This window comes from Nocardia sp. NPDC051570 (assembly GCF_044454005.1).
Classification (GTDB): Bacteria; Actinomycetota; Actinomycetes; order Mycobacteriales; family Mycobacteriaceae; genus Nocardia.
Map to the genome: position 1 here is coordinate 559481 of NZ_JBITDI010000005.1, position 20179 is coordinate 579659.

Genomic DNA, 20179 nt, shown 5'->3' on the forward strand with positions numbered 1-20179 from the left:
GTGGAAGGCGGTCGGAGTGACGAAAGAACTTGGGGGACAATCACTATCGCGACGCACGCTGCTGCGCGGCGCCGCGGCCGCCGGGGCGATCGGGCTCGCGGACGGCGGAATCGCGCAGGCCACACCGCTTTCCGGCGGTCGTCGGCGAAATGGTCCGGCGCGCAACCGGGTCGCGGTGCTCGGCGCGGGCATCGGCGGACTCACGGCCGCCCATGAACTGGCCGAACGTGGTTTCGAGGTCACGGTTTTCGATCGCAAGGAGCTCGGCGGCAAGTCCCGGACCATCGACCTGCCGGGCTCCGCCGCCGGTGGTCGCGCGCCGCTGCCCGGCGAACACGGCGCCCGCGGCTTCACCTCGTTCTATCATCACGTACACGACACCATGCATCGAATTCCGGTGGCCGGCAACGCCAATGGCGTCCACGACAATCTGGTGCCGTTCTCGGTCGGCGATCCGCGCTATCCCCGCGCGAACAATCTGCCCGACGGATTCCCGCTCATGTTCGGGTTCTACTTCGACCCCAAGGAGCTGCTCACCCCGCAGGGCTGGCAGCGGGTACTGGTGGAGATGTTCACCGATCGCGCGGTGCCGCTGCCCGAGGCGCTGTATCTGGCGAGCCGCCTGGTCACCTATCTGACCTCCTGCGAGGAGCGCCGGTTCGGCCAGTGGGAGCACGTCGCGTGGTGGGATTTCGTCGGCGCCGCAACACGTTCCGCGGAATACCGCAGCCTGGCCGCCACCGGTTTGACCCGGGCCCTGGTCGCCGCGAAGGAGACCGTGGCCAGCGTGCGATCGATCGGCAATATGGCCGAGGCGTTCCTGATCGCGCTGCTGGCCGAGGCGACCGGCGGGCCGAAGGTGTACGAGGTGCTCAACGGGCCCACCAATCAGGTGTGGCTGGATCCGTGGATCGCCCTGCTGCGCGGCCTCGGTGTGCGATTCCACACCGGCCACGAGGTTCAGGGATTCGATATCGAGGGCGGCGGCGTCTCCGGCGTGCGGATTCGGCAACCCGACGGCGCGGTCGCCCGGGTCGAGGCCGACTGGTACGTCTGCGCGGTGCCGACCGATCGCGCCCGCGGGCTCTGGTCACCGGAGATGCGGCGGCTGGATCCGGCGCTGGCCGCGATGGACGGCCTGTTCGTGGATTGGATGAACGGCCTGCAGATCTTCGTCACCCAGCCGCTGAATCTGGGCCACGGCTACAACATCTATCTCGACTCACCGTGGCGGCTGACCTCCTATACGCAGAAGGCGTTCTGGCCCGGCGACTATCGGGCCGGCTACGGCGACGGCACGGTCGCCGACGGCCTGACCATCGATATCGCCGACTGGGATACGCCCGGCATGCTGTTCGGCAAGGCCGCGAAGTACTGCACCCGCGACGAGATCTACCGCGAGACCTGGGCGCAGCTGACCGCCGCCCTCAACGACGACGGCGCCGTCCAACTGCCCGACGGCATCGTGGCCGACTGGATGCTCGATCCGGGCATCACCTGGTCCGGCGATGCGAATCACAATGACGAACCGCTGCTGGTCAATACGAACGGCTCCTGGGAGATGCGGCCGACCGCGGCCACGGCCATTCCGAATCTGTTCCTGGCCGCCGACTATGTGCGAACCAACTTCGACCTCGCGACCATGGAGGGCGCGAACGAGGCGGCCCGGCATGCGGTGAACGCCATTCTGGATGCCTCGGGCTCCCCGGCCCCGCGGGCCCAGCTGTTCACCCGGGACACCATCCCGGCCCTGGACCCGCTGCGCCAGGCCGACGCCGCCCGCTACCGTGCCGGCCAGCCGAACCTGTTCGATCTCGGGTGACCTGCTGCCGGACGGAAATGCCGCCCGGCTAGCGTGGGGATGTGGAATTACGGATCTTCACAGAACCTCAGCAAGGCGCAAGTTACGACGATCTCCTGCGGGTCGCGAGGGCGACCGAGGACGCGGGTTTCGATGCGTTCTTCCGCTCCGATCACTATCTGAAGATGGGCGACGTCTCCGGGCTGCCCGGTCCGACCGATGCCTGGATCACGCTGGCCGGGCTGGCGCGCGAGACCTCCCGGATCCGGCTGGGCACGCTGGTCACGGCCGGCACCTTCCGGCATCCGGCGGTGCTGGCGATCTCGGTGGCGCAGGTGTGCCAGATGTCCGGCGGCCGAGTCGATTTCGGCTTCGGTTCGGGCTGGTTCGCCGATGAGCACACCGCCTTCGGGATCCCGCTCCACCCGGTGAAGGAGCTGTTCGACCGCTTTACCGAACAGCTGGAGATCATCACCGGGCTGTGGGAGACGCCGTCCGACGAGACCTTCTCCTACCGCGGTGAGCATTTCGAGCTGGTCGACGCGCCCGGACTGCCCAAGCCCGCGCAGACTCCGCGGCCGCCGGTGATCATCGGCGGCGGCGGTAAGAAGCGCACGCCCGCGCTGGCCGCCCGCTTCGCGCAGGAGTTCAACGTGCCGTTCGCCGATTCCGCCTCCGCCGCAACGCAATTCGAACGAGTCGCCGCGGCCTGCCGCGAGATCGGCCGCGATCCGAACGAGATCGTCCGCTCGGCCGCCCAGGTGTTGTGCGTGGGCCGTGACGACGCCGAGGTGGCCCGCCGCGCCGCCGTCATCGGCCGCGAGGTCGAGGAGCTGAAGCGGAACGGGCTGGCGGGCACTCCCGCCGAACTGGTCGACACGATCGGCCGCTACCGCGAGGAGACCGGCATCACCCGCCTGTACCTGCAGGTACTGGACCTCGCGGACCTCGACCACCTGGAACTCGTTGCCTCCGAGGTGGCCCCGAAGCTGGGCTGACCCCGGCGAAAAGCGTGCCGGGGACAAAGGGTGCTGGGTGCGCCGGGGCATGGGGATCGGCCCCGCAACCGAATGGGTTGCGGGGCCGAGGTTTTCGGGTCAGCCGACGGGGAGAGGGGTCTTCTCGCGGTCGGCGCGTAGTTCGCGGAGGCGGGCGCCCTCGACGTCGATATCGGGCACGATCCTGCTGAGCCAGGCGGGGATCCACCAGGCGGATCTGCCCATCAGGACGAGCAGGGACGGGATGAGGATCATGCGGACCAGGAAGGCGTCGAACAGGACGCCCGCGGCGAGGGCGAAGCCCATGGACTTGGCGGTGGCGTCGGATTCGAGCAGGAACGAGCCGAAGACCGAGATCATGATGATCGCCGCGGAGGTGACCACGCGGGCGCCGTGGTGATAGCCCTTGATCATGGCCTCGGTCGGTGGCCGGCCGTGTACGAACTCCTCGCGCATGCGGGTCACCAGGAATACCTGGTAGTCCATGGCCAGGCCGAAGACCAAGCCTATCAACATGATCGGCAGGAAGCTCACGATCGGGCGCGGCTCATCGATCAGCCCGAACCAGCCCTCCTGGAATATCAGCACGGTCGCGCCGAATGTCGCGGCCATCGAGAGCAGGAAGCCCAGCGCCGCGGTCAACGGCACCAGCACCGATCGGAACACCGCGATCAACAGCAGGAATGCCGCGCCCGCCACGATCGCGAGATACGGCACGATCTTGCTCAGTAGCGCATGATCCACATCGGCGTAGATCGCGGTGAGACCCGTTATGCCGTAACTGATTCCGTACTTCGACCGCAGCCCGGCCTCGGCGTCGCGGGCATCGCTGACCAGATCCTTGGTGTCCTGGTTGTTGGGCCCGGACTTGGGCACCGCCATCAGCAGCGCGCCCTCGCCGTCCTCGCTGAACTGCGGTTCGGTCACGTAATCCATATCCGGATATCCGGCGAGGGTGTCCCGCAACGTATTCACCGCCGCCTGCCGCTGCGCCGGATCGACCTTCGTGAGATCGGCGACCACCTGAAGCTTGCCGTTGGCGCCCTCGCCGAAGCCCGCGGTCTGCAGGTCGTATGCCTTGCGGATGGTGGTCGTCTTGGGCTGACTGTCCTCGCCGGGCAGGCCCAGCTGCAGATTCAGTGCGGGCGCGGCGAGCAGCCCGAGCACGATGATGCTCAGTATCAACGTCAGCCACGGTGCCCGGCCGATCACCCGGGCGACCCGCTCGCCGTTGGTGATCGCCGTATCGTCCTCCGGATCGTGCTGCGCGACCACCGGCAGTTTCGGCGTGAACAGGAACCGCCCGAACGCGCCCAGCAGTGCGGGCATCAGCGTGATCGCGGTCAGCACCGCGAACGCCGCCGCGATCGCGCCGCCCAGGCCCATGAAGGTCAGGAAGCGGATGTTCACGATGGCCAGCCCCACCAGCGCGATGATCACCGTCGCCCCCGCGAAGACGACGGCCGAGCCCGCGGTGCCCAGTGCCGTGCCCGCGGCCTCCTCGCCCGAATCCTGCACGGCCAGTTCATGTTTGTAGCGCGAGACGATGAACAACGCGTAGTCGATCGATAGCGCGATGCCGATCATCGAGGCCAGGAAGGTGGTGAAGCTCGGGACCGACAGGAACGAGGTGCCCAGGAAGATCACCGACATCGCCGCGCCCAGTCCGACCAGCGCGGTGATAATCGGCACGAATGCCGCCACGATCGCGCCGAACGCCACGATCATCACCACCAGCGCGACCGCCATGCCGATCAGCTCGGCCTTACCGCTGGGCTGCTGCTGTTCCATCGCGATGGTGCCGCTGACCTCGACCGTGAGTCCGGTCCGGCGGGCGGTGTCGGCGATATCGTAGGCGGCCTTGCGATCATCGGCGGTGACGGCGGTGATCTCGGTGATCGTGAACGGAACGCTCAGCACCGCAACCGAATCCGGATTCGTCTTGTTCAGCACGTTCAGTGGCGCGCTGCTGCATCGGGAGAGGTAGTCGCTCGACGTGCGGTCGCCGGTCAGGCAGCCCTGTTGCTCGGCCGCGGTGATCGGATCGGCCAGTGGCTTCGAATGGTCCACGATCCCCAGCCCGTTCAGGCTGCCGATCAGCGTCTGGATGCCGGCGCGATCGTTCGGATCGGTCAGTTTCTGTCCGGCCGGGGCCGCGATCACGTAAGTACCGGTGACCGCCCCGAATTCCAGCGACTGCGACATGCCCGGGAAGTGCCGGTCCAGGATCTGGGTGGCCCGCTCCGACGGCAGATCGGGAATGTCGAAGTCGTTGGTCATCGGCTTCTGCAGCTTCGCGCCGAGCCCGCCCAGAATCAGGAACAGCAACACCCAGACGGGCAGCACGATCCATTTGCGGCGAAACGCGAACTTGCCCCACCGATACAGATAGACGGACACGGGTGTCTCCTAGCGGGTCGCGGATTCGAGCCTTGGAGAACAACATGTCCGAGTCTGCTGTGTAGTTGCTGCAAGATCAAGAGGACCCTGCCCGATGTCGAGCAGGGTCCTCTTTTCATCCGGAAAATGCCTAGCCGACCGGCACAGGCTCCGGCTTCGCCTGTTCATCGCGGGCGCGTTGCTGCAACTCGCGCAGCTTACTGCCCTCGACATCGATATCGGGCAGGATCCGATCCAGCCACTTCGGAATCCACCACGACCACTTGCCCATCAGCACCAGCAGCGACGGGATCAGCACCATCCGGACCACGAACGCGTCCAGCAGTACGCCCGCCGCCAGCGCGAAGCCCATCGACTTCGCGGTCACATCGGATTCGAGCATGAAGCCGCCGAAGACCGAGATCATGATGATGGCGGCCGAGGTGACCACCCGCGCGCCGTGGTGATAGCCGCTGACCACGGCCTCGGTCGGCGACTTGCCGCGCATGTACTCCTCGCGCATGCGCGTCACCAGGAATACCTGGTAGTCCATGGCCAGGCCGAAGACCAATCCGATCAACATGATCGGCAGGAAGCTGACCAGCGGATGCGGATCCTCGATCAGGCCCAGCTTGCCCTGCTGGAAGATCAGCACGGTCGCGCCGAACGTCGCGGCCATGGACAACAGGAAGCCCAGCGCCGCGGTCAACGGCACCAGAATCGAGCGGAACACCAGGACCAGCAGGATGAATGCGGCCGCCGCGACGATCGCCATATACGGGGCGATCTTGCTGAGCAGTGCGTTCGACACGTCGGCGTAGATGGCCGTGGTGCCGGTGATGCCGTATTCCATGCCGTACTTGGTGTTGAATTCGCCCTCGGCATTGCGGGCGCTCTTGACCAGATCCTGGGTAGCGGTGTTGTTCGGACCCGACTTCGGCACCGCCATCAGCTGAGCGCCGGTGCTGTGCTCGAAATCGGGGGCCATGGTCTTGGGGTCGAGGACCTTGTTGGTCCGCGCCGCGGTGACGTAGTCCATGCCGTCGTAGGAGGCCAGCTTGTCGTGCAGGGCGGTGATCGCCGCCTGCCGTTGTGCCGGAACGACATTCGTCAGATCCGCGACCACGGTCAGGATGCCGTTGCTGCCCTCGCCGAAGCCCGCGGTGCGCAGGTCGTAGGCCTTGCGGACGGTGGAGGTCTTGGGCTGACTGTCGTCGCCGGGCAGGCCCAGGCTCAACTTCGCAGCGGGCGCGGCCAGCGCGCCGAGCACCAGGATGCTCAGGATCAGCGTCACCGCCGGGAACCGGCCGATCAGGCGCCCGAACCGCATCCCATTGGTGACCGACTTCTCGTCCTCGGGATCATGCCTGGCGACCAGCGGCAGCTTCGGCTTGAACAGGTACTTGCCGAACGCGCCCATCAGCGCGGGCAGCAGCGTCAGCGCCACCAGGATGGCGAAGGCCGCCGCGATCGCGCCGCCCAGACCCATCCAGGTGAGGAAGCTGATCCGCACGATGCTCAGCCCGCACAGCGCGATGATCACGGTCATACCCGCGAACACCACCGCCGAACCCGCGGTGCCGATCGCGACACCGGCCGCCTCCTCGGGCGAATCCTGCACGGCCAGTTCATGTTTGTAGCGTGAGACGATGAACAGCGCGTAGTCGATCGATAGCGCGATGCCGATCATCGAGGCCAGGATCATCGTGAAGCTCGGGATGTCGATGGCCGAGGTGCCCATCATGATCAGCGCCGAGGCCGCGCCCACGCCGATGATGCCGGTGAGGATCGGCACGAACGCCGCGATCAGCGCGCCGAAGGCGACCATCATGACGATGAAGGCGACGGCGAAGCCGATCATCTCGGACTGGCCGCTCGAGGCCATCTGCTTCATCGCGATGGTGCCGTTCAGCTCGACCGTCAGGCCGGCGTCGCGGGCATCCTTCGCGACGTTGTACGCCTCGTCGCGTTGCGCGTCGGTGACATCGGTGAACTTCGCGATCTTGAACGGCACCTGGACGAAGGCCACGGTATCGGCCTCGGCGGTGCCCTTACCCAGCACGTTCAGCGGCGCGAGGCTGCAGCGCGCGGGGAAGCTCGGATCGGTGCGATCGGCGCTGACACATCCCATCGCCGCGGCCGCGTCGATCGGATCGACCACCACCGGCTTGCCGGGTGTCTGCGATTTGCTCTGATCGACGATGTCGAGCGCGTTGATCTTCTGTACCAGCGCCTCGACCGCGGCCTTGTTCGCCGGATCGGTGAGCTTCTGGCCGGCGGGCGCGCCGATCACATAGGTGCCGGTGACAGCGTCGAACTTGAATGCCGCCGAGGCGCCGGGGAATTGCTTGTCCAGAATGTCCGTCGCGCGCTGCGAGGGCAGATTCGGCATCGAGAAGTCGTCGGTGGTCGGCTTCTTCAGACCCACCCCGAGCCCGCCCAGCACCAGGAATGCGAGCAGCCACACCGGCAGCACTATCCATTTTCGGCGGAAGGCGAACTTGCCCCACCGGTAGAGGTATACGGACACGGAGGATCTCCTAGCGATCGGCTGGGTCGTGTGCTGAATTCGGGCGTCGGAGACAGCACCCGCGGCCGCCCTGCGCGCGGTCCGCCTCCAATAACGCTTTCTGCCTACCGTCCGGTAGGTAGACTACCGAGCGGTAAGCGGAGGAACAACCTCTGTTCTCGGGCCGACGCCGCTCCGAGGGCGGAGTGATGAGAGGATCGTCCAATGAGTGTCCGAAGTACTTCCGGAGCCGTTGCCGCAGGTGGGGGGACCAAGGAGGCGATCCGGGAGGCTGCGGTAAAGCTGTTTTCGAATAGGGGATTCGATCAGACGAGCCTGCGCGAGGTCGCGGATGCGGTAGGAATCACAAAAGCATCGCTCTACTATCACTACGCCTCGAAGCTGGATCTGCTGCTGGCGATCATCGAGCCGATCTTCGACGATCTGCAGGCGGTGGTGGATTCGGCCGAGAGGCTCGACTACGGCCCGGACGCGGTGCGCGAGGTATTCACCCGGCAACTGCACACCCTGCTGCGGCATCGCACCGCGGGCGCGCTGTGCGTGCGCGATATGGTCGCGATCGTCAATGCCATCGGAAACCGCTTGCCGGACATGGTCGATATGCATCGGCGGTTATGTAGCTGGCTGGCCGGTCCGGACGCCTCCGACCAGGCGCTGCTGCGGGCCAGCGCGGCCGTAGAGGTGCTGGGCACGGTGCTGTGGTCCAGGGAGCTGGTGCCCGCCGCCGGTGACGAGCTGATCGAGCGGGTGCTGCTGGACGCCGCGCTCGGTGTGCTGGCCGCCGGCGACGAGGTCGGGGGTCGGCATGCACGTCTCGGCTAAGGTCGACTACGCCGTGCGGATCCTGGTGGAAATCGCTCGGGCGCAGCCGGATTCGGTCAAGGCCGATATCATCGCCACCGCCCAGGCCATTCCGCCCAAGATTCTCGAATCGGCGGCGGCCGAATTGCGCCGCGCCGGACTGGTGACCAGCCGTCGCGGACCCGACGGCGGCTATCGACTGGCGCGGCCCGCGGCCGATATCAGCATCGCGGATGTGATTCGCGGCGTGGAGGGTCCGCTGGCCTCGGTGCGCGGGCAGCGCCCGGAGGATGTGACCTATTCCGGTGCGGCGGAACCGTTGCAGCGGGTGTGGATCGCGCTGCGGGTCAACATCCGCGCGGTGCTCGAGCAGGTATCGATCGCCGATATCGCCTGGGACAAACTGCCCGACTTCGTGACGCTGCTGACCGCGGATCCGGACGCGTGGGCGCGGCGGCCGATTCCCGACGGCGCCTGAGCACCGACAGGCCGACGGAACACTTGGCGGCGTAGGTCACAGTTTGCCGGTAGCCTGCACGCATATGCTGATCGGACTGCTGCGCACCTATCTCGCCCCCTATCGCACTCAGCTGGCGGGCGTCGTTGTGCTGCAGCTGATCTCGGTCATCGCGATGCTGTATCTGCCGAGCCTGAACGCCGACATCATCGATAACGGGGTCACCAAGGGCGATATCGGGTACATCTGGTCCACCGGCGGCTGGATGCTGCTGGTGTCGGGTGTACAGATACTCGCCTCGTCGGTATCGGTCTACTTCGGCGCACAGGCGGCCATGGGCGCGGGGCGTGATCTCCGTGCGGCGCTGCTGCATCGGGTCGGCACCTTCTCCGCTCGTGAGGTCGGCATCTTCGGCGCGCCCTCGCTGATCACCCGCAATACCAACGATGTTCAGCAGGTGCAGCTGCTGGTGGTGATGAGCGTGACCATCCTGGTGATGGCCCCGATCATGTGCGTCGGCGGCATCATCATGGCGCTGCGCCAGGATGCCGGGCTGTCCTGGATCCTGCTGATCGCGGTGCCGGTGCTGGGTCTGACCATGGGCCTGATCATCGCGCGGATGGTGCCCGGCTTCCGGCGCATGCAGGGCCGCATCGATGTGGTCAATCGCGTGCTGCGCGAACAGATCACCGGTATCCGGGTGGTTCGGGCATTCGTGCGGGAGCGGCAGGAGATCGCGCGCTTCGGCGACGCCAATGCCGAGCTGACCGCCGCATCGCTGTACGTCGGCCGGTTGTCCGCGCTGATGTTGCCGACACTGATGCTCATCAGCAACCTCACCACGCTCGCGGTGATCTGGTTCGGCGGGCATGCCATCGACGCGGGCCGTATGCAGATCGGTTCGCTGACCGCGCTGCTGACCTACATCCTGCAGATCCTGACGGCCGTCATGATGGCCACCTTCCTGGCCATCCTGGCACCGCGCGCGGCGGTGTCGGCCGAGCGCATCGGCGAGGTGCTCGACACCGAATCCTCGGTCACGCCACCGTCGTCGCCGCAGCCGTTCACGACCGATCCGGGGTCGGTGGATGTGGCCTTCGCCGAATTCAAGTTCCCCGGTGCGGAGAAACCGGTGCTGCGGGATATCAGTTTCCGTGCCGAAGCGGGTACGACGACCGCCGTCGTCGGTTCGACCGGTTCCGGTAAGACCACGCTGCTCAACCTGATTCCGCGGCTGATCGACGTCACCGCCGGCGCGATCTCCGTGGGCGGCACCGATGTCCGGCAGCTCGACCCGGATCTGTTGCGCTCGCAGATCGGCCTGGTGCCGCAGCGGGCGTATCTGTTCTCCGGCACGGTCGCCTCCAATCTGCGCTACGGCAATCCGGATGCCTCCGACGAACAGCTCTGGCACGCCCTGGAGATCGCACAGGCCGCCGACTTCGTCCGCGATATGCCGAATGGTCTGGATACCGAAGTGGCACAAGGGGGTACGACGGTGTCGGGTGGTCAGCGCCAGCGACTGGCGATCGCGCGGGCGCTGGTGCGCCGCCCGAAGATCTACCTGTTCGACGACTGCTTCTCCGCGCTCGACGTCGCCACCGACGCGCGCGTGCGCGAGGCCCTGCGGCCGGAAACCGTCGATGCGTCGGTTATCACTGTCGCGCAACGGATTTCGACGATTCGCGACGCCGATCAGATCGTGGTGCTCGAGGACGGCGCGATGGTCGGCCTGGGCACTCACGACCGGCTGCTGCTCGAGTGCGCGGAGTATCGCGAGATCGTGGAATCGCAGTTCAGCCCGGAAGAGGCGGCCCGATGAGGCCCGGCGCACCGAATCCGGGCGCACCGGGTATCCGGGCCAGGTCGTTCGGCCCGTCGCTGAAGCGGCTGCTGCGGCGGCTTGCACCCGAAAAGGCCTCGCTGGCAGCGATTTTCGTGCTCGCCGCGATCTCGGTGGTGCTGACGGTGCTGGGACCGCAGCTGCTCGGCAAGGCCACCAACCTGATCTTCGACGGTGTCGTCGGCAAGCAGCTGCCCGCGGGGATGACCAAGGATCAGGCGATCGCCGGTCTGCGGGCGCAGGGGCAGGACCGGCTCGCGGAGATGCTGGGCGGTATGCACGTCGTTCCCGGTGTGGGCGTGGACTTCTCGGCGGTCGGCCGCGTGCTGATGCTCGTACTCGCGCTGTATCTGATCTCGGCGCTGTTCAGCTGGTTGCAGGCCTATCTGCTGATCTCGGTCATCAACCGGTCGGTGCGGCGGCTGCGCGCCGATATCGAGGACAAGATCCATCGGCTGCCGCTGCGCTACTTCGACTCGACCCCGCGCGGCGATGTGCTGTCGCGGGTGACCAACGACGTCGACAATGTGGCACAGAGCCTGCAGCAGACCGTGAGTCAGCTGGTCGTTCAGGTGCTGACCGTGGTCGGCATCCTGGTCATGATGTTCTGGATCTCCTGGCTGCTGGCGATCATCGCGCTGCTGACGGTTCCGGTGGTGGTGATCGCGACCGCGCAGATCGCCAAGCGCTCCAAACCGCATTTCGTGGCGCAGTGGAAGTACACCGGACTGGTGAACGCCCAGGTGGAGGAGGCCTATACCGGCCACGAGGTGATCACCGCGTTCGGCCGGAACCGTGAGGTGGGTCAGGAGTTCGACGAGCGCAACGGGCAGCTCTACGAGTCGAGCTTCCGCGCCCAGTTCATCTCCGGATTGATCATGCCGGTGATCATGTTCGTGGGGAATCTGAACTATGTACTGGTCGCCGTCGTGGGTGGGCTGCGGGTGGCCTCGGGAAGTCTGTCGCTGGGCGAGGTGCAGGCGTTCATCCAGTACTCGCGCCAATTCACCCAGCCGCTCACGCAGATCGGATCGATGATCAATCTGCTGCAGTCGGGGGTGGCCTCGGCCGAGCGGATCTTCGAGATCCTCGACGCCGAGGAACAGGTGCCCGATCCGAAGATCGAGGATGCGCGGTCGCTCGAGCGGGGCCGGGTGGAGTTCGACGCGGTGTCGTTCCGGTACGAGCCGGATACGCCGGTGATCGAGGAGCTGTCGCTGGTCGCCGAGCCCGGGAGTGTGGTGGCCGTCGTCGGCCCGACCGGCGCGGGCAAGACCACGCTGGTGAATCTGCTGGAACGGTTCTACGAACTCGATTCCGGGACCATCAGCATCGACGGCGTCGACATCACCGGTATCACCCGCAACCGCCTGCGCTCGCATATCGGCATGGTGTTGCAGGACACCTGGCTGTTCAGCGGCACGATCCGCGACAACATCGCCTACGGCGATCCGGATGCGAGCGAGGAGGAGATCCTCGACGCCGCCCGGGCCGCCTATGTGGACCGCTTCGTACACGCGCTGCCGCACGGCTACGACACGGTCATCGATGAGGAGGGCGGGGGTGTCAGCGCCGGTGAGAAGCAGCTCATCACCATCGCCCGGGCGTTCCTGGCCAGGCCGTCGATCCTGATCCTCGACGAGGCGACCAGCTCGGTCGACACCCGCACCGAACTGCTGGTCCAACATGCGATGGCCGCCCTGCGCCGCGACCGCACGAGTTTCGTGATCGCCCACCGGCTCTCGACCATCCGCGACGCCGATCTGATCGTGGTCATGGAGGCGGGCCGCATCGTGGAGACCGGCGACCATGACCGGCTGCTCGCCCGGCGTGGCGCCTATCACCGCCTCTACAACGCCCAATTCGCGGGCGCGGCGGTCGACCAGGACCTGATCGATGAGGAACCGGTCGACGCGGTGTAATCAGCCCCCGCGCCCTGCGGCACTATTGCTGGGTGTCCGATCCCTCGTCGTTCTCGTTCAAGGTCAACTCCCGTCTCGACGGACGGCACGGCCGAACCGGCCTGATCTCCACCCCGCACGGGGATATCCAGACCCCCGCCTTCATCCCCGTCGGCACCAAAGCCACGGTCAAGGCCGTGCTGCCGGAGACCATGAAGGAGCTGGGCTCGCAGGCGCTGCTGGCCAATGCCTATCACCTGTACCTGCAGCCGGGTTCGGATATCGTCGACGAGGCCGGCGGGCTGGGCAGGTTCATGAACTGGTCCGGGCCGACGTTCACCGACAGCGGCGGCTTCCAGGTCATGTCGCTGGGCGTGGGCTTCAAGAAGGTGCTGGCCATGGAGGCCGTGGGGGTACAGAACGACGATGTGATCGCCAAGGGTAAGGAGCGCCTCGCCAAGGTCGACGACGACGGGGTGACCTTCCGCTCCCATCTGGACGGCTCCGAACATCGCTTCACACCCGAGGTTTCGATGGGCATCCAGCATCGGCTCGGCGCCGATGTGATGTTCGCCTTCGACGAGCTGACCACGCTGCTCAATACCCGTGGCTACCAGGAGAAATCGCTGCAGCGTACGTATGAATGGGCGCAGCGCTGCATCGATGAGCACGAGCGTCTCACCGCCGAGCGCACGCATCGCCCGTATCAGGCGCTGTTCGCGGTGATCCAGGGCGCGCAGTACGAGGATCTGCGCCGCAAGGCCTGTCGCGATCTCGAGGCGATGCGGGGCAGCGGCGGAACGGGATTCGACGGCTACGGCATCGGCGGCGCGCTCGAGAAGCACAATCTGGGCACGATCGTCGGCTGGTGCTGTGCCGAACTGCCCGAGGACAAGCCGCGTCACCTGCTGGGCATCAGTGAACCCGAGGATCTGTTCGTCGCCGTGGAGAACGGTGCGGACACCTTCGACTGCGTGAATCCCTCGCGAGTCGCGCGCAATGCCGCGATCTATGTCGCCGAGGGCCGATTCAACATCAACACCAGTCGTTTTCGCCGCGACTTCACTCCCATCGACGAGACCTGCGACTGCTATACCTGCGCGCATTACACCCGCGCCTATATCCACCACCTGTTCAAGGCCAAGGAGATGCTCGCCTCCACCCTGTGCACCATTCACAACGAGCGGTTCACGGTGCGACTGGTCGACGATATCCGCACCAGCATCGATGACGGCCGCTTCGACGACTTCAAGGCCGACTTCCTCGGTCGGTGGAGTAAGGCCCCGGCCAAGAGCAGGCCGGGGACCGAGGGAGCGTAGAGCACAGGGGACCGAGGGAGCGTAGAGCACCGGGGACCGAGGGAGCCTAAGAGTAGAGGGCAGGCTTGTCCAAAGGCGCGTAACTGGTTTCGCGCTTCTTCAAGTAGGCGATGGCCCGATAACTGATCGGGAGGATGAACACCTCGACGCCGGTCTTCCAGACGAAGCCCACGATCACGTAGTTGAAGTACGCGCCCCAGGTGTTGATTCCGATGGCCGTCGCCGCGATCGAGCAGAACACCAGCGTGTCACCGAATTCACCGGCGACGGTCGAGCCGAGCAGCCGCGCCCACAGATGCTTCTCCTTGGTGCGCTCCTTGATGAGCATCAGGGTCATCGAGTTCAGGAACTGGCCGATCACATAGCCCGCCAGCCCGGCCGCTACCAGCTGCGGCGTGGTGCCGACGACCGTGCGGAAGGCGTCCTGATTGCCGTAGAAGTCGGCCGCGGGCAATCCGATGGCGATCCAGAAACAGACCACCATCAGCCCGAGCATGCCGAAGCCGTAGTAGATCGTGCGCCGGGCGGCACGGAAACCGTAGACCTCGCTCAGCACATCGCCGATGACGTAGGCGAGCGGGAACAGGAAGAAGGCGGCGTCGGTCGTGACCGGCAGGATCTCGATCGGTCCCAGCGACAGATGTTCGCCGCGGAAGAACTGCACGCCCTTGGTCGCGCAGATATTGGAGATCATCAGGGTGGCCGTGAACAACGTCACGATCAGGGTGAACGGTCCCCCCGCGGCCCGTGCGAATGCTGCGTGTTCGGCCGCGGGGCGTCCAGAGTCCTCGACGCCGGGGGATTGCTTGGTGTCACTCACGAGGTCTGGACGATACCGGCAGCCGCCCGCTGTCGAATAGGCTGTCAGGATGACGAATCCCGGCGATTCCGACGAATGGTGGAAGCAGTACGGTGGCGAGGGTGTGTCGTCGGGGTCCGGCGGCCACGCTTCGGTCCCACCGGCGCCGGCCGCACCATCGCCCGGTTACTCGTCCGCACCGCACTATCAGGCCCAACCGCCGACCCCGCCGCCGCAGCAGCAACAGCAGTATCCGGGTTATCCACAGCCGCCGGTCGCCCCGTACGGTCAGCCCACCTACGGCTATCCCATGGCGCCGGGCTATCAACCGTACGGCTATCCCCAGCAGCAGCGGGGCACCAACGGCATGGCCATCGGCTCGCTGATCGCCGCGGTGGTCGGATTCTTCACCTGTGGACTGGGTTTCGTCGTCGGCCTCATCATGGGCCCGATCGCGCTGAGCCAGATCAAGCGGACCGGTCAGGAGGGTCGCGGCCTGGCACTGGCGGGCATCTGGGTCAGCGGTGTCGCGATCGTGCTGGCCGTGCTGTGGTTCGTCTTCCTGTTCGCCTACGACGGCACCGGCAGCTTCTGATACCGCATACGACCAGGGGCGCACTCGAAATCGAGTGCGCCCCTTGCGTTTCGGATCCAGCGATCAGTTCTTGACGACCTGGGTGCCGCCGGCGAACTTGTCATGCCAGCCCTGCCCCTTCGGATCCTGCGAGATCGTCACGGCGATGTAGATGGCAAGACCCAGCGACACCAGGGTGCCCAGGCACGGCACGATCTGCGCCGCGAGCCACAGGTTGCGCTTGAGCGAGGTGGCCTGGTCGACATTGCCGCCGTTCGGGGCCACCACCCGCATCCCGAGCCACTTCTTGCCGAAGGTGGCGCCCTGCGAGCTCTCCATGAGCACGAAGTAGGCCAGCGTCGCGATGGTCGCGACGATGCCCTCGACGATCTGCATGCCGGTCCCGCGGCCGAGGAAGAAGAAGACGATCCCGATCGGCACGGTCACGAGCAACAGGTCGATCAGGCGAGCCAGAAAACGCATGCCCAGGTCACCGGGGATGACGCCCGGCTGGCCACCCGGCTGCCCGAAGGGCGGCTGGCCGTAGTTCTGTCCGCCGGGATACGGCTGCTGACCGCCGAACGGCTGCTGCCCGTAGGCGTCCTGCTGTCCGTAGGGTTGCTGCTGACCGTACGGCTGCTGCCCGTAGCCCTGGCCGTCCGGCTGACCGTACTGTCCGCCCGCGGGATTCGGCTGGCCGTAGGGCGGCTGGCCGCCGCCGGGGTACGGCTGCTGACCATACGGCTGCTGCTGGCCGTACTGTTGCTGACCGCCGTACGGCGGCTGCCCGGACTGCGGGTACGGCTGGCCGTACGGCTGCCCGCCCTGCGGATACTGCTGGTTGGGGTCGTACCCACCACTGGTCATCTAAAGTCCCTCGTGAAATGGTCGTAGGTTCGGCGTCGACTGCGTACGTTACGGATTTCCGCTGTATTGCACCACGCCAAGGGGTTCGAATGTCCACGGTTGCCCGGGTAACGATTCCGGGCGGAATACCTCGAGCAGTTCGGCGGGGGAGTGCGCGCGGTAGCCGAGCGAGTCGGCGAGCAACGCGACGATCTGTCCAGGTGTTTCGCCGAGGGCCAGCCGATCGGCGAGGGTGACCGCGCCGTCGCGCTTGGCCAATCGCTTACCCGCGTGATTGAGCACCAGTGGTACGTGGACATATCGCGGCGCCGAAAATCCCAGCAGCGCAGCCAGATACGCCTGACGCGGGGTGGAGGGCAACAGATCATCGCCCCGGACCACCTGGTCGATGCCCTGTTCGGCATCATCGACGACGACCGCGAGATTGTAGGCGGGCGTCCCGTCGCCGCGGCGCAATACGAAATCGTCCACCAGGCCGCGATATCGGCCGTGCAATTCATCGGCGATCTCGAATTCGTTTATCCCCGAACGTAATCGGAGCGCGGCGGGACGCCCTTCGGCACGGCGGACGGCCCGCTCGGCATCGGTCAGATCGCGGCAGGCGCCGGGGTAGGCGCCCATCGGTCCGTGCGGTGCGGTCGCGGACTGCTGGATTTCCCTTCGGGTGCAATAACATTCGTAGGTCAGCCCGGCCTCGGTCAGCCGATCGATGGCGGCGTGATGCCGGTCGACGCGATGCGACTGCCAGGTCACCGGCCCGTCCCAGTCGAGGCCGAGCGCGGCCAGATCGGCCAGCTGCCGCTCGGCGGCGCCGGGGCGGACGCGATCGAGATCCTCGACGCGCAGCGCGAAGGCACGTCCCGTCGTGCGGGCGAACAGCCACGCCAGCAGCGCGGTACGCAGATTGCCCAGATGCAGATCGCCCGAGGGGCTGGGCGCGAAGCGGCCCGCGCCGATCATCGGCGGCTGAGCAACGTCGCGGGACACATCAGCCCATGCTACCGATCGGTCTGTCTAGCCCCGTAGACGCGGACGGAGCCGATCCTCGCCGATCGCGCGTCCGGCGTCCAGATCGGCCAGCAGTCCCTCGGCGAGGGCCACCAGACCAGGGCCGTCGATGCCATAGGGAATTGGGCTCGCGGTCCGCAACCGACCGACGGCACGGTCCAGCAGCGTGCGCGCACCCTTCGGATTACCGCGCTGAATGTGGGTGAGCCCGACCGCGTACTGGGCCAGACCCTGCCACAGCATTCGCTCGGCGAACGGCCCGTTCTTCCATGCCGCCTCGAGGACCTCGTGGGCATGGAAGGCGCATCCGTCGTCGAGCAGTCGCTGCGCAAAGGCCAGCGTCTGCTCCGGTGGGAGGTCCAGATCGTCCGGAATCCGTTCCACGCCCACACTGCCCGGCGGCAGCGGGCGACCCAATCGGTCCCGAGGGCGGGCATTCCGGGCGCGTCCAACTTCGTCTCGATCGCGTTCGACCACGTAATCCATCATCCACGCCCGGCGGCGATGCATGAAATAACTTGTCCGCGACGGCCATACGGCCGTGCGTAATGTTAGCGAATTCAACGATTGTGAAGCCATTGATACTTGTTGGTAGCAATACTTCCGCAAACGGTTGTCCGATTCGGTACTCATGTGATTCGCATGATTGAAGACGAAAACAGAACAGCGCCACATTGCGAAAACCTGCTAGGGTGCACATCGGGGGCAAACCCCCAAAGGTGCACTAAGTGGACGTGCACAGCGAATGCACAGTGCGCCGGAACCTCAGGCGCATGGTGGGATTCGATGAGTGCCACAGAATCCCGTTGCCAGTACGAACGATGCCAGGATTATTCGTTCTCGACGCAGCAAAGGAGCTAGTGCCGTGATGGTTGATTACAGTGATGCCCAGTGGCGTAAAAGTAGACATAGCGGTCCCGACGGAAACTGCGTAGAGGTGGCGTTTCTCGTGGACGGCAATGTCGGCGTGCGCGACACCAAGGACCGCGGTGCTGGTCCGGTGTTGGCATTCACTCCGGGCGAATGGGATGTATTCGTCACGGGCGTGACCGAGGGGGAGTTCCGGCGGGCCTGACGGGTCGGTTGTAGCCGGGCAAAACTGGCCCCGGGTCTGGAAGCGGCTCGGGGCCTTCGCAGTTCTGCGACACACTCACTCAACGGTTTTCCTGATAGTCGCGCAGCGCGGTCAGCTGCTGCTGCTCATGGTCATGTTCCGTGGCCCGCAGCCGGCGCATCTCCTCGGCCGGATCGGCCCGGAAGAAACTGCCGCTGCCCGGTTTGCCCGAAAGGCCCAGTCTGTTCATCTTCTTCGGCACCGCAGCGCCCTGATATTCCAACGGAATCGGATGGCCGTGCGCATCGACCGGGCCGAGCGGCTGATGGATCTCGATGTACTCACCGTGCGGCAGCCGACGGATAATGCCCGTTTCGATGCCGTGTTCGAGCACCGCGCGATCGCTGCGCTGCAGCGCGACGCACAATCGGTAGGCCGCCATATAGGCCAGCGGCGGCCCGAGCAGCAGTCCGAAGCGGAACGCCCAGGTGGTGGCGTTGAGCGAGATGTCGAACTTGAACGCGATGATGTCGTTGACGCAGGCCAGGGTCAGCACGATATAGAACGTCAAGGCCATGGCGCCCACGGCCGTTCGCACCGGCACATCGCGCGGCCGCTGCAGCAGATTGTGGTGTACGTAGTCCTTGGTGAGCCGCTTCTCGATCCACGGATAGCCGATCAGCACGCCGAAGATGATCGGCATCATGACCCCGGCCGAGACCGCGCCGGGAATCGTATGCCCGAAGATGTATCCCTCCCAGGCCGGGAACAGTCGCAGCCAGCCGTCGGTCCACATCAGATAGAAGTCGGGCTGGGTGCCGGCCGAGACCTGAGAGGGGTTGTAGGGCCCCAGATTCCAGATCGGGTTGATCTGCAGCACACCGCCCATGAGCGCCACCACGCCCAGGGTGAACATGAAGAACGCGCCCTGATCGATCGCGAACACCGGCACGATCCGATCGCCGATCACATTGCGCTCGCTGCGCGCCGGACCGGGGAACTGCGTGTGCTTCTGATACCAGACCAGCGCGACGTGCGCGCCGATCAGGGCCAGCATGATGCCGGGGAACAGCAGCACATGCGCGATATAGAGCCGGGGGATGATGATGGTGCCCGGGAAGTCGCCGCCGAACATCAGCCAGTGCAGCCAGGTGCCGATCACCGGCATGCCCAACGAGATTCCGGAGAACGCCGCCCGCAGGCCGGTACCCGAGAGCAGATCGTCGGGCAGTGAATAGCCGAAGAAGCCCTCGAACATCGCGATGATCAACACGATCGCGCCCATCACCCAGTTCGCCTCGCGCGGCCGTCGGAAGGCGCCGGTGAAGAAGACCCGGCACAGGTGGATGATCATCGATGCGGCGAAAAGCAGTGCGGCCCAATGGTGTACCTGCCGGATGAACAGGCCGCCGCGCACGTCGAAGGTGATCTCGAGCGCCGATTCGTAGGCGCGGGACATGGTGACGCCGCGCAGCGGTTGATAGGTGCCGTTGTAGACCACCTCGGTCATGGAGGGGTCGAAGAACAGGGTCAGATAGATGCCCGACAGGATCAGGATGATGAAGGCGTACAGCGCGATCTCGCCGAGCAGGAAAGACCAGTGCGTCGGGAACACCTTGTTGATGGATCTCTTGACGAAGGCCGCCGCCTGGTAGCGCGAGTCGGCCGCATCGGCCTGCTCCGCGATCCTGCGGCCGAGGACATTGTCTCCGACTGCCATGGCAGTCACCCCCAACCAATAGTGATCGGTTGATCTGCTACTACAGACGGTAGCATTTCCGGCGCCGTCGATCGAGGGAATCGGCGACTTCCCCTCCTGCGATCGGGACCCCGTAAATCCTTGTCCCC

16 protein-coding genes are annotated in these 20179 nt (G+C 65.9%); 9 read left to right on the top strand and 7 right to left on the bottom strand.

Going from position 1 to position 20179, the window contains the following annotated elements; translation table 11 throughout:
* Nucleotides 1–16 precede the first annotated feature (16 nt).
* Both ACIA76_RS15960 and ACIA76_RS15965 read left to right on the top strand, forming a co-directional pair.
* Entirely contained in the window at nt 17–1822 is a 1806-nt protein-coding gene (locus tag ACIA76_RS15960; protein ID WP_397152518.1) for an FAD-dependent oxidoreductase, read from the top strand.
* Nucleotides 1823–1863: 41 nt separating this feature from the next.
* Nucleotides 1864–2799, top strand: coding sequence for an LLM class F420-dependent oxidoreductase (locus ACIA76_RS15965; protein WP_397152519.1), 936 nt, complete (start codon nt 1864–1866; stop codon nt 2797–2799).
* Between the two features lie 99 nt (nt 2800–2898).
* Here the strand turns inward: ACIA76_RS15965 and ACIA76_RS15970 are convergent, their stop codons facing one another.
* Entirely contained in the window at nt 2899–5199 is a 2301-nt protein-coding gene (locus ACIA76_RS15970) for an MMPL family transporter (protein WP_397152520.1), read from the bottom strand.
* Between the two features lie 130 nt (nt 5200–5329).
* Nucleotides 5330–7708, bottom strand: a complete 2379-nt coding sequence (locus ACIA76_RS15975) for an MMPL family transporter (protein WP_397152521.1) — start codon at nt 7706–7708, stop codon at nt 5330–5332.
* Nucleotides 7709–7912: 204 nt separating this feature from the next.
* Between ACIA76_RS15975 and ACIA76_RS15980 the strand changes: the two genes are divergently transcribed.
* The 5 genes from ACIA76_RS15980 to tgt all read left to right on the top strand — a co-directional run bounded on the left by ACIA76_RS15980 (nt 7913) and on the right by tgt (nt 14029).
* Nucleotides 7913–8530, top strand: coding sequence for a TetR/AcrR family transcriptional regulator (locus tag ACIA76_RS15980; protein ID WP_397152522.1), 618 nt, complete (start codon nt 7913–7915; stop codon nt 8528–8530).
* Nucleotides 8514–8987 carry an RrF2 family transcriptional regulator gene (locus ACIA76_RS15985; RefSeq protein ID WP_397152523.1) on the top strand — a complete coding sequence of 158 codons (474 nt, stop codon included), beginning with the start codon at nt 8514–8516 and terminating at the stop codon, nt 8985–8987. Before ACIA76_RS15980 ends, ACIA76_RS15985 begins: the two co-directional genes overlap by 17 nt.
* 64 nt (nt 8988–9051) lie before the next feature.
* Nucleotides 9052–10788 (top strand): ABC transporter ATP-binding protein, encoded by a 1737-nt coding sequence (locus ACIA76_RS15990; protein WP_397152524.1) that lies wholly within the window; start codon nt 9052–9054, stop codon nt 10786–10788.
* The gene (locus ACIA76_RS15995) at nt 10785–12731 is read left to right on the top strand and encodes an ABC transporter ATP-binding protein (protein WP_397152525.1); all 1947 of its coding nucleotides are present in this window, start codon (nt 10785–10787) and stop codon (nt 12729–12731) included. The genes ACIA76_RS15990 and ACIA76_RS15995 overlap by 4 nt, the downstream gene beginning before the upstream one ends.
* Before the next feature lie 32 nt (nt 12732–12763).
* Complete coding sequence (gene tgt, locus ACIA76_RS16000; RefSeq protein WP_397152526.1) at nt 12764–14029, top strand: tRNA guanosine(34) transglycosylase Tgt; 1266 nt, start codon at nt 12764–12766, stop codon at nt 14027–14029.
* 46 nt (nt 14030–14075) lie between these two features.
* On the opposite strand, the gene ACIA76_RS16005 is transcribed toward tgt, so the two are convergent.
* Nucleotides 14076–14849, bottom strand: a complete 774-nt coding sequence (locus ACIA76_RS16005; protein ID WP_397152527.1) for a queuosine precursor transporter — start codon at nt 14847–14849, stop codon at nt 14076–14078.
* A 49-nt stretch (nt 14850–14898) separates the two neighbouring features.
* Here ACIA76_RS16005 and ACIA76_RS16010 point away from each other — a divergent pair, with 49 nt between their 5' ends.
* Nucleotides 14899–15423, top strand: a complete 525-nt coding sequence (locus ACIA76_RS16010) for a DUF4190 domain-containing protein (protein ID WP_397152528.1) — start codon at nt 14899–14901, stop codon at nt 15421–15423.
* Between the two features lie 63 nt (nt 15424–15486).
* On the opposite strand, the gene ACIA76_RS16015 is transcribed toward ACIA76_RS16010, so the two are convergent.
* The 3 genes from ACIA76_RS16015 to ACIA76_RS16025 are packed head-to-tail and all read right to left on the bottom strand — an operon-like array spanning nt 15487 to nt 17754.
* On the bottom strand, nt 15487–16269 hold the full coding sequence (locus tag ACIA76_RS16015; protein WP_397152529.1) for an RDD family protein: 783 nt from the start codon (nt 16267–16269) through the stop codon (nt 15487–15489).
* Between the two features lie 48 nt (nt 16270–16317).
* The gene (gene gluQRS, locus ACIA76_RS16020) at nt 16318–17229 is read right to left on the bottom strand and encodes a tRNA glutamyl-Q(34) synthetase GluQRS (RefSeq protein WP_397152592.1); all 912 of its coding nucleotides are present in this window, start codon (nt 17227–17229) and stop codon (nt 16318–16320) included.
* A gap of 54 nt (nt 17230–17283) precedes the next feature.
* On the bottom strand, nt 17284–17754 hold the full coding sequence (locus ACIA76_RS16025; RefSeq protein WP_397152530.1) for a DUF309 domain-containing protein: 471 nt from the start codon (nt 17752–17754) through the stop codon (nt 17284–17286).
* Nucleotides 17755–18145: 391 nt separating this feature from the next.
* Between ACIA76_RS16025 and ACIA76_RS16030 the strand changes: the two genes are divergently transcribed.
* The gene (locus ACIA76_RS16030; RefSeq protein WP_397152531.1) at nt 18146–18352 is read left to right on the top strand and encodes a DUF397 domain-containing protein; all 207 of its coding nucleotides are present in this window, start codon (nt 18146–18148) and stop codon (nt 18350–18352) included.
* A 79-nt stretch (nt 18353–18431) separates the two neighbouring features.
* Here the strand turns inward: ACIA76_RS16030 and ACIA76_RS16035 are convergent, their stop codons facing one another.
* Nucleotides 18432–20051 carry a cytochrome bc complex cytochrome b subunit gene (locus ACIA76_RS16035; protein ID WP_397152532.1) on the bottom strand — a complete coding sequence of 540 codons (1620 nt, stop codon included), beginning with the start codon at nt 20049–20051 and terminating at the stop codon, nt 18432–18434.
* Nucleotides 20052–20179: the final 128 nt, after the last annotated feature.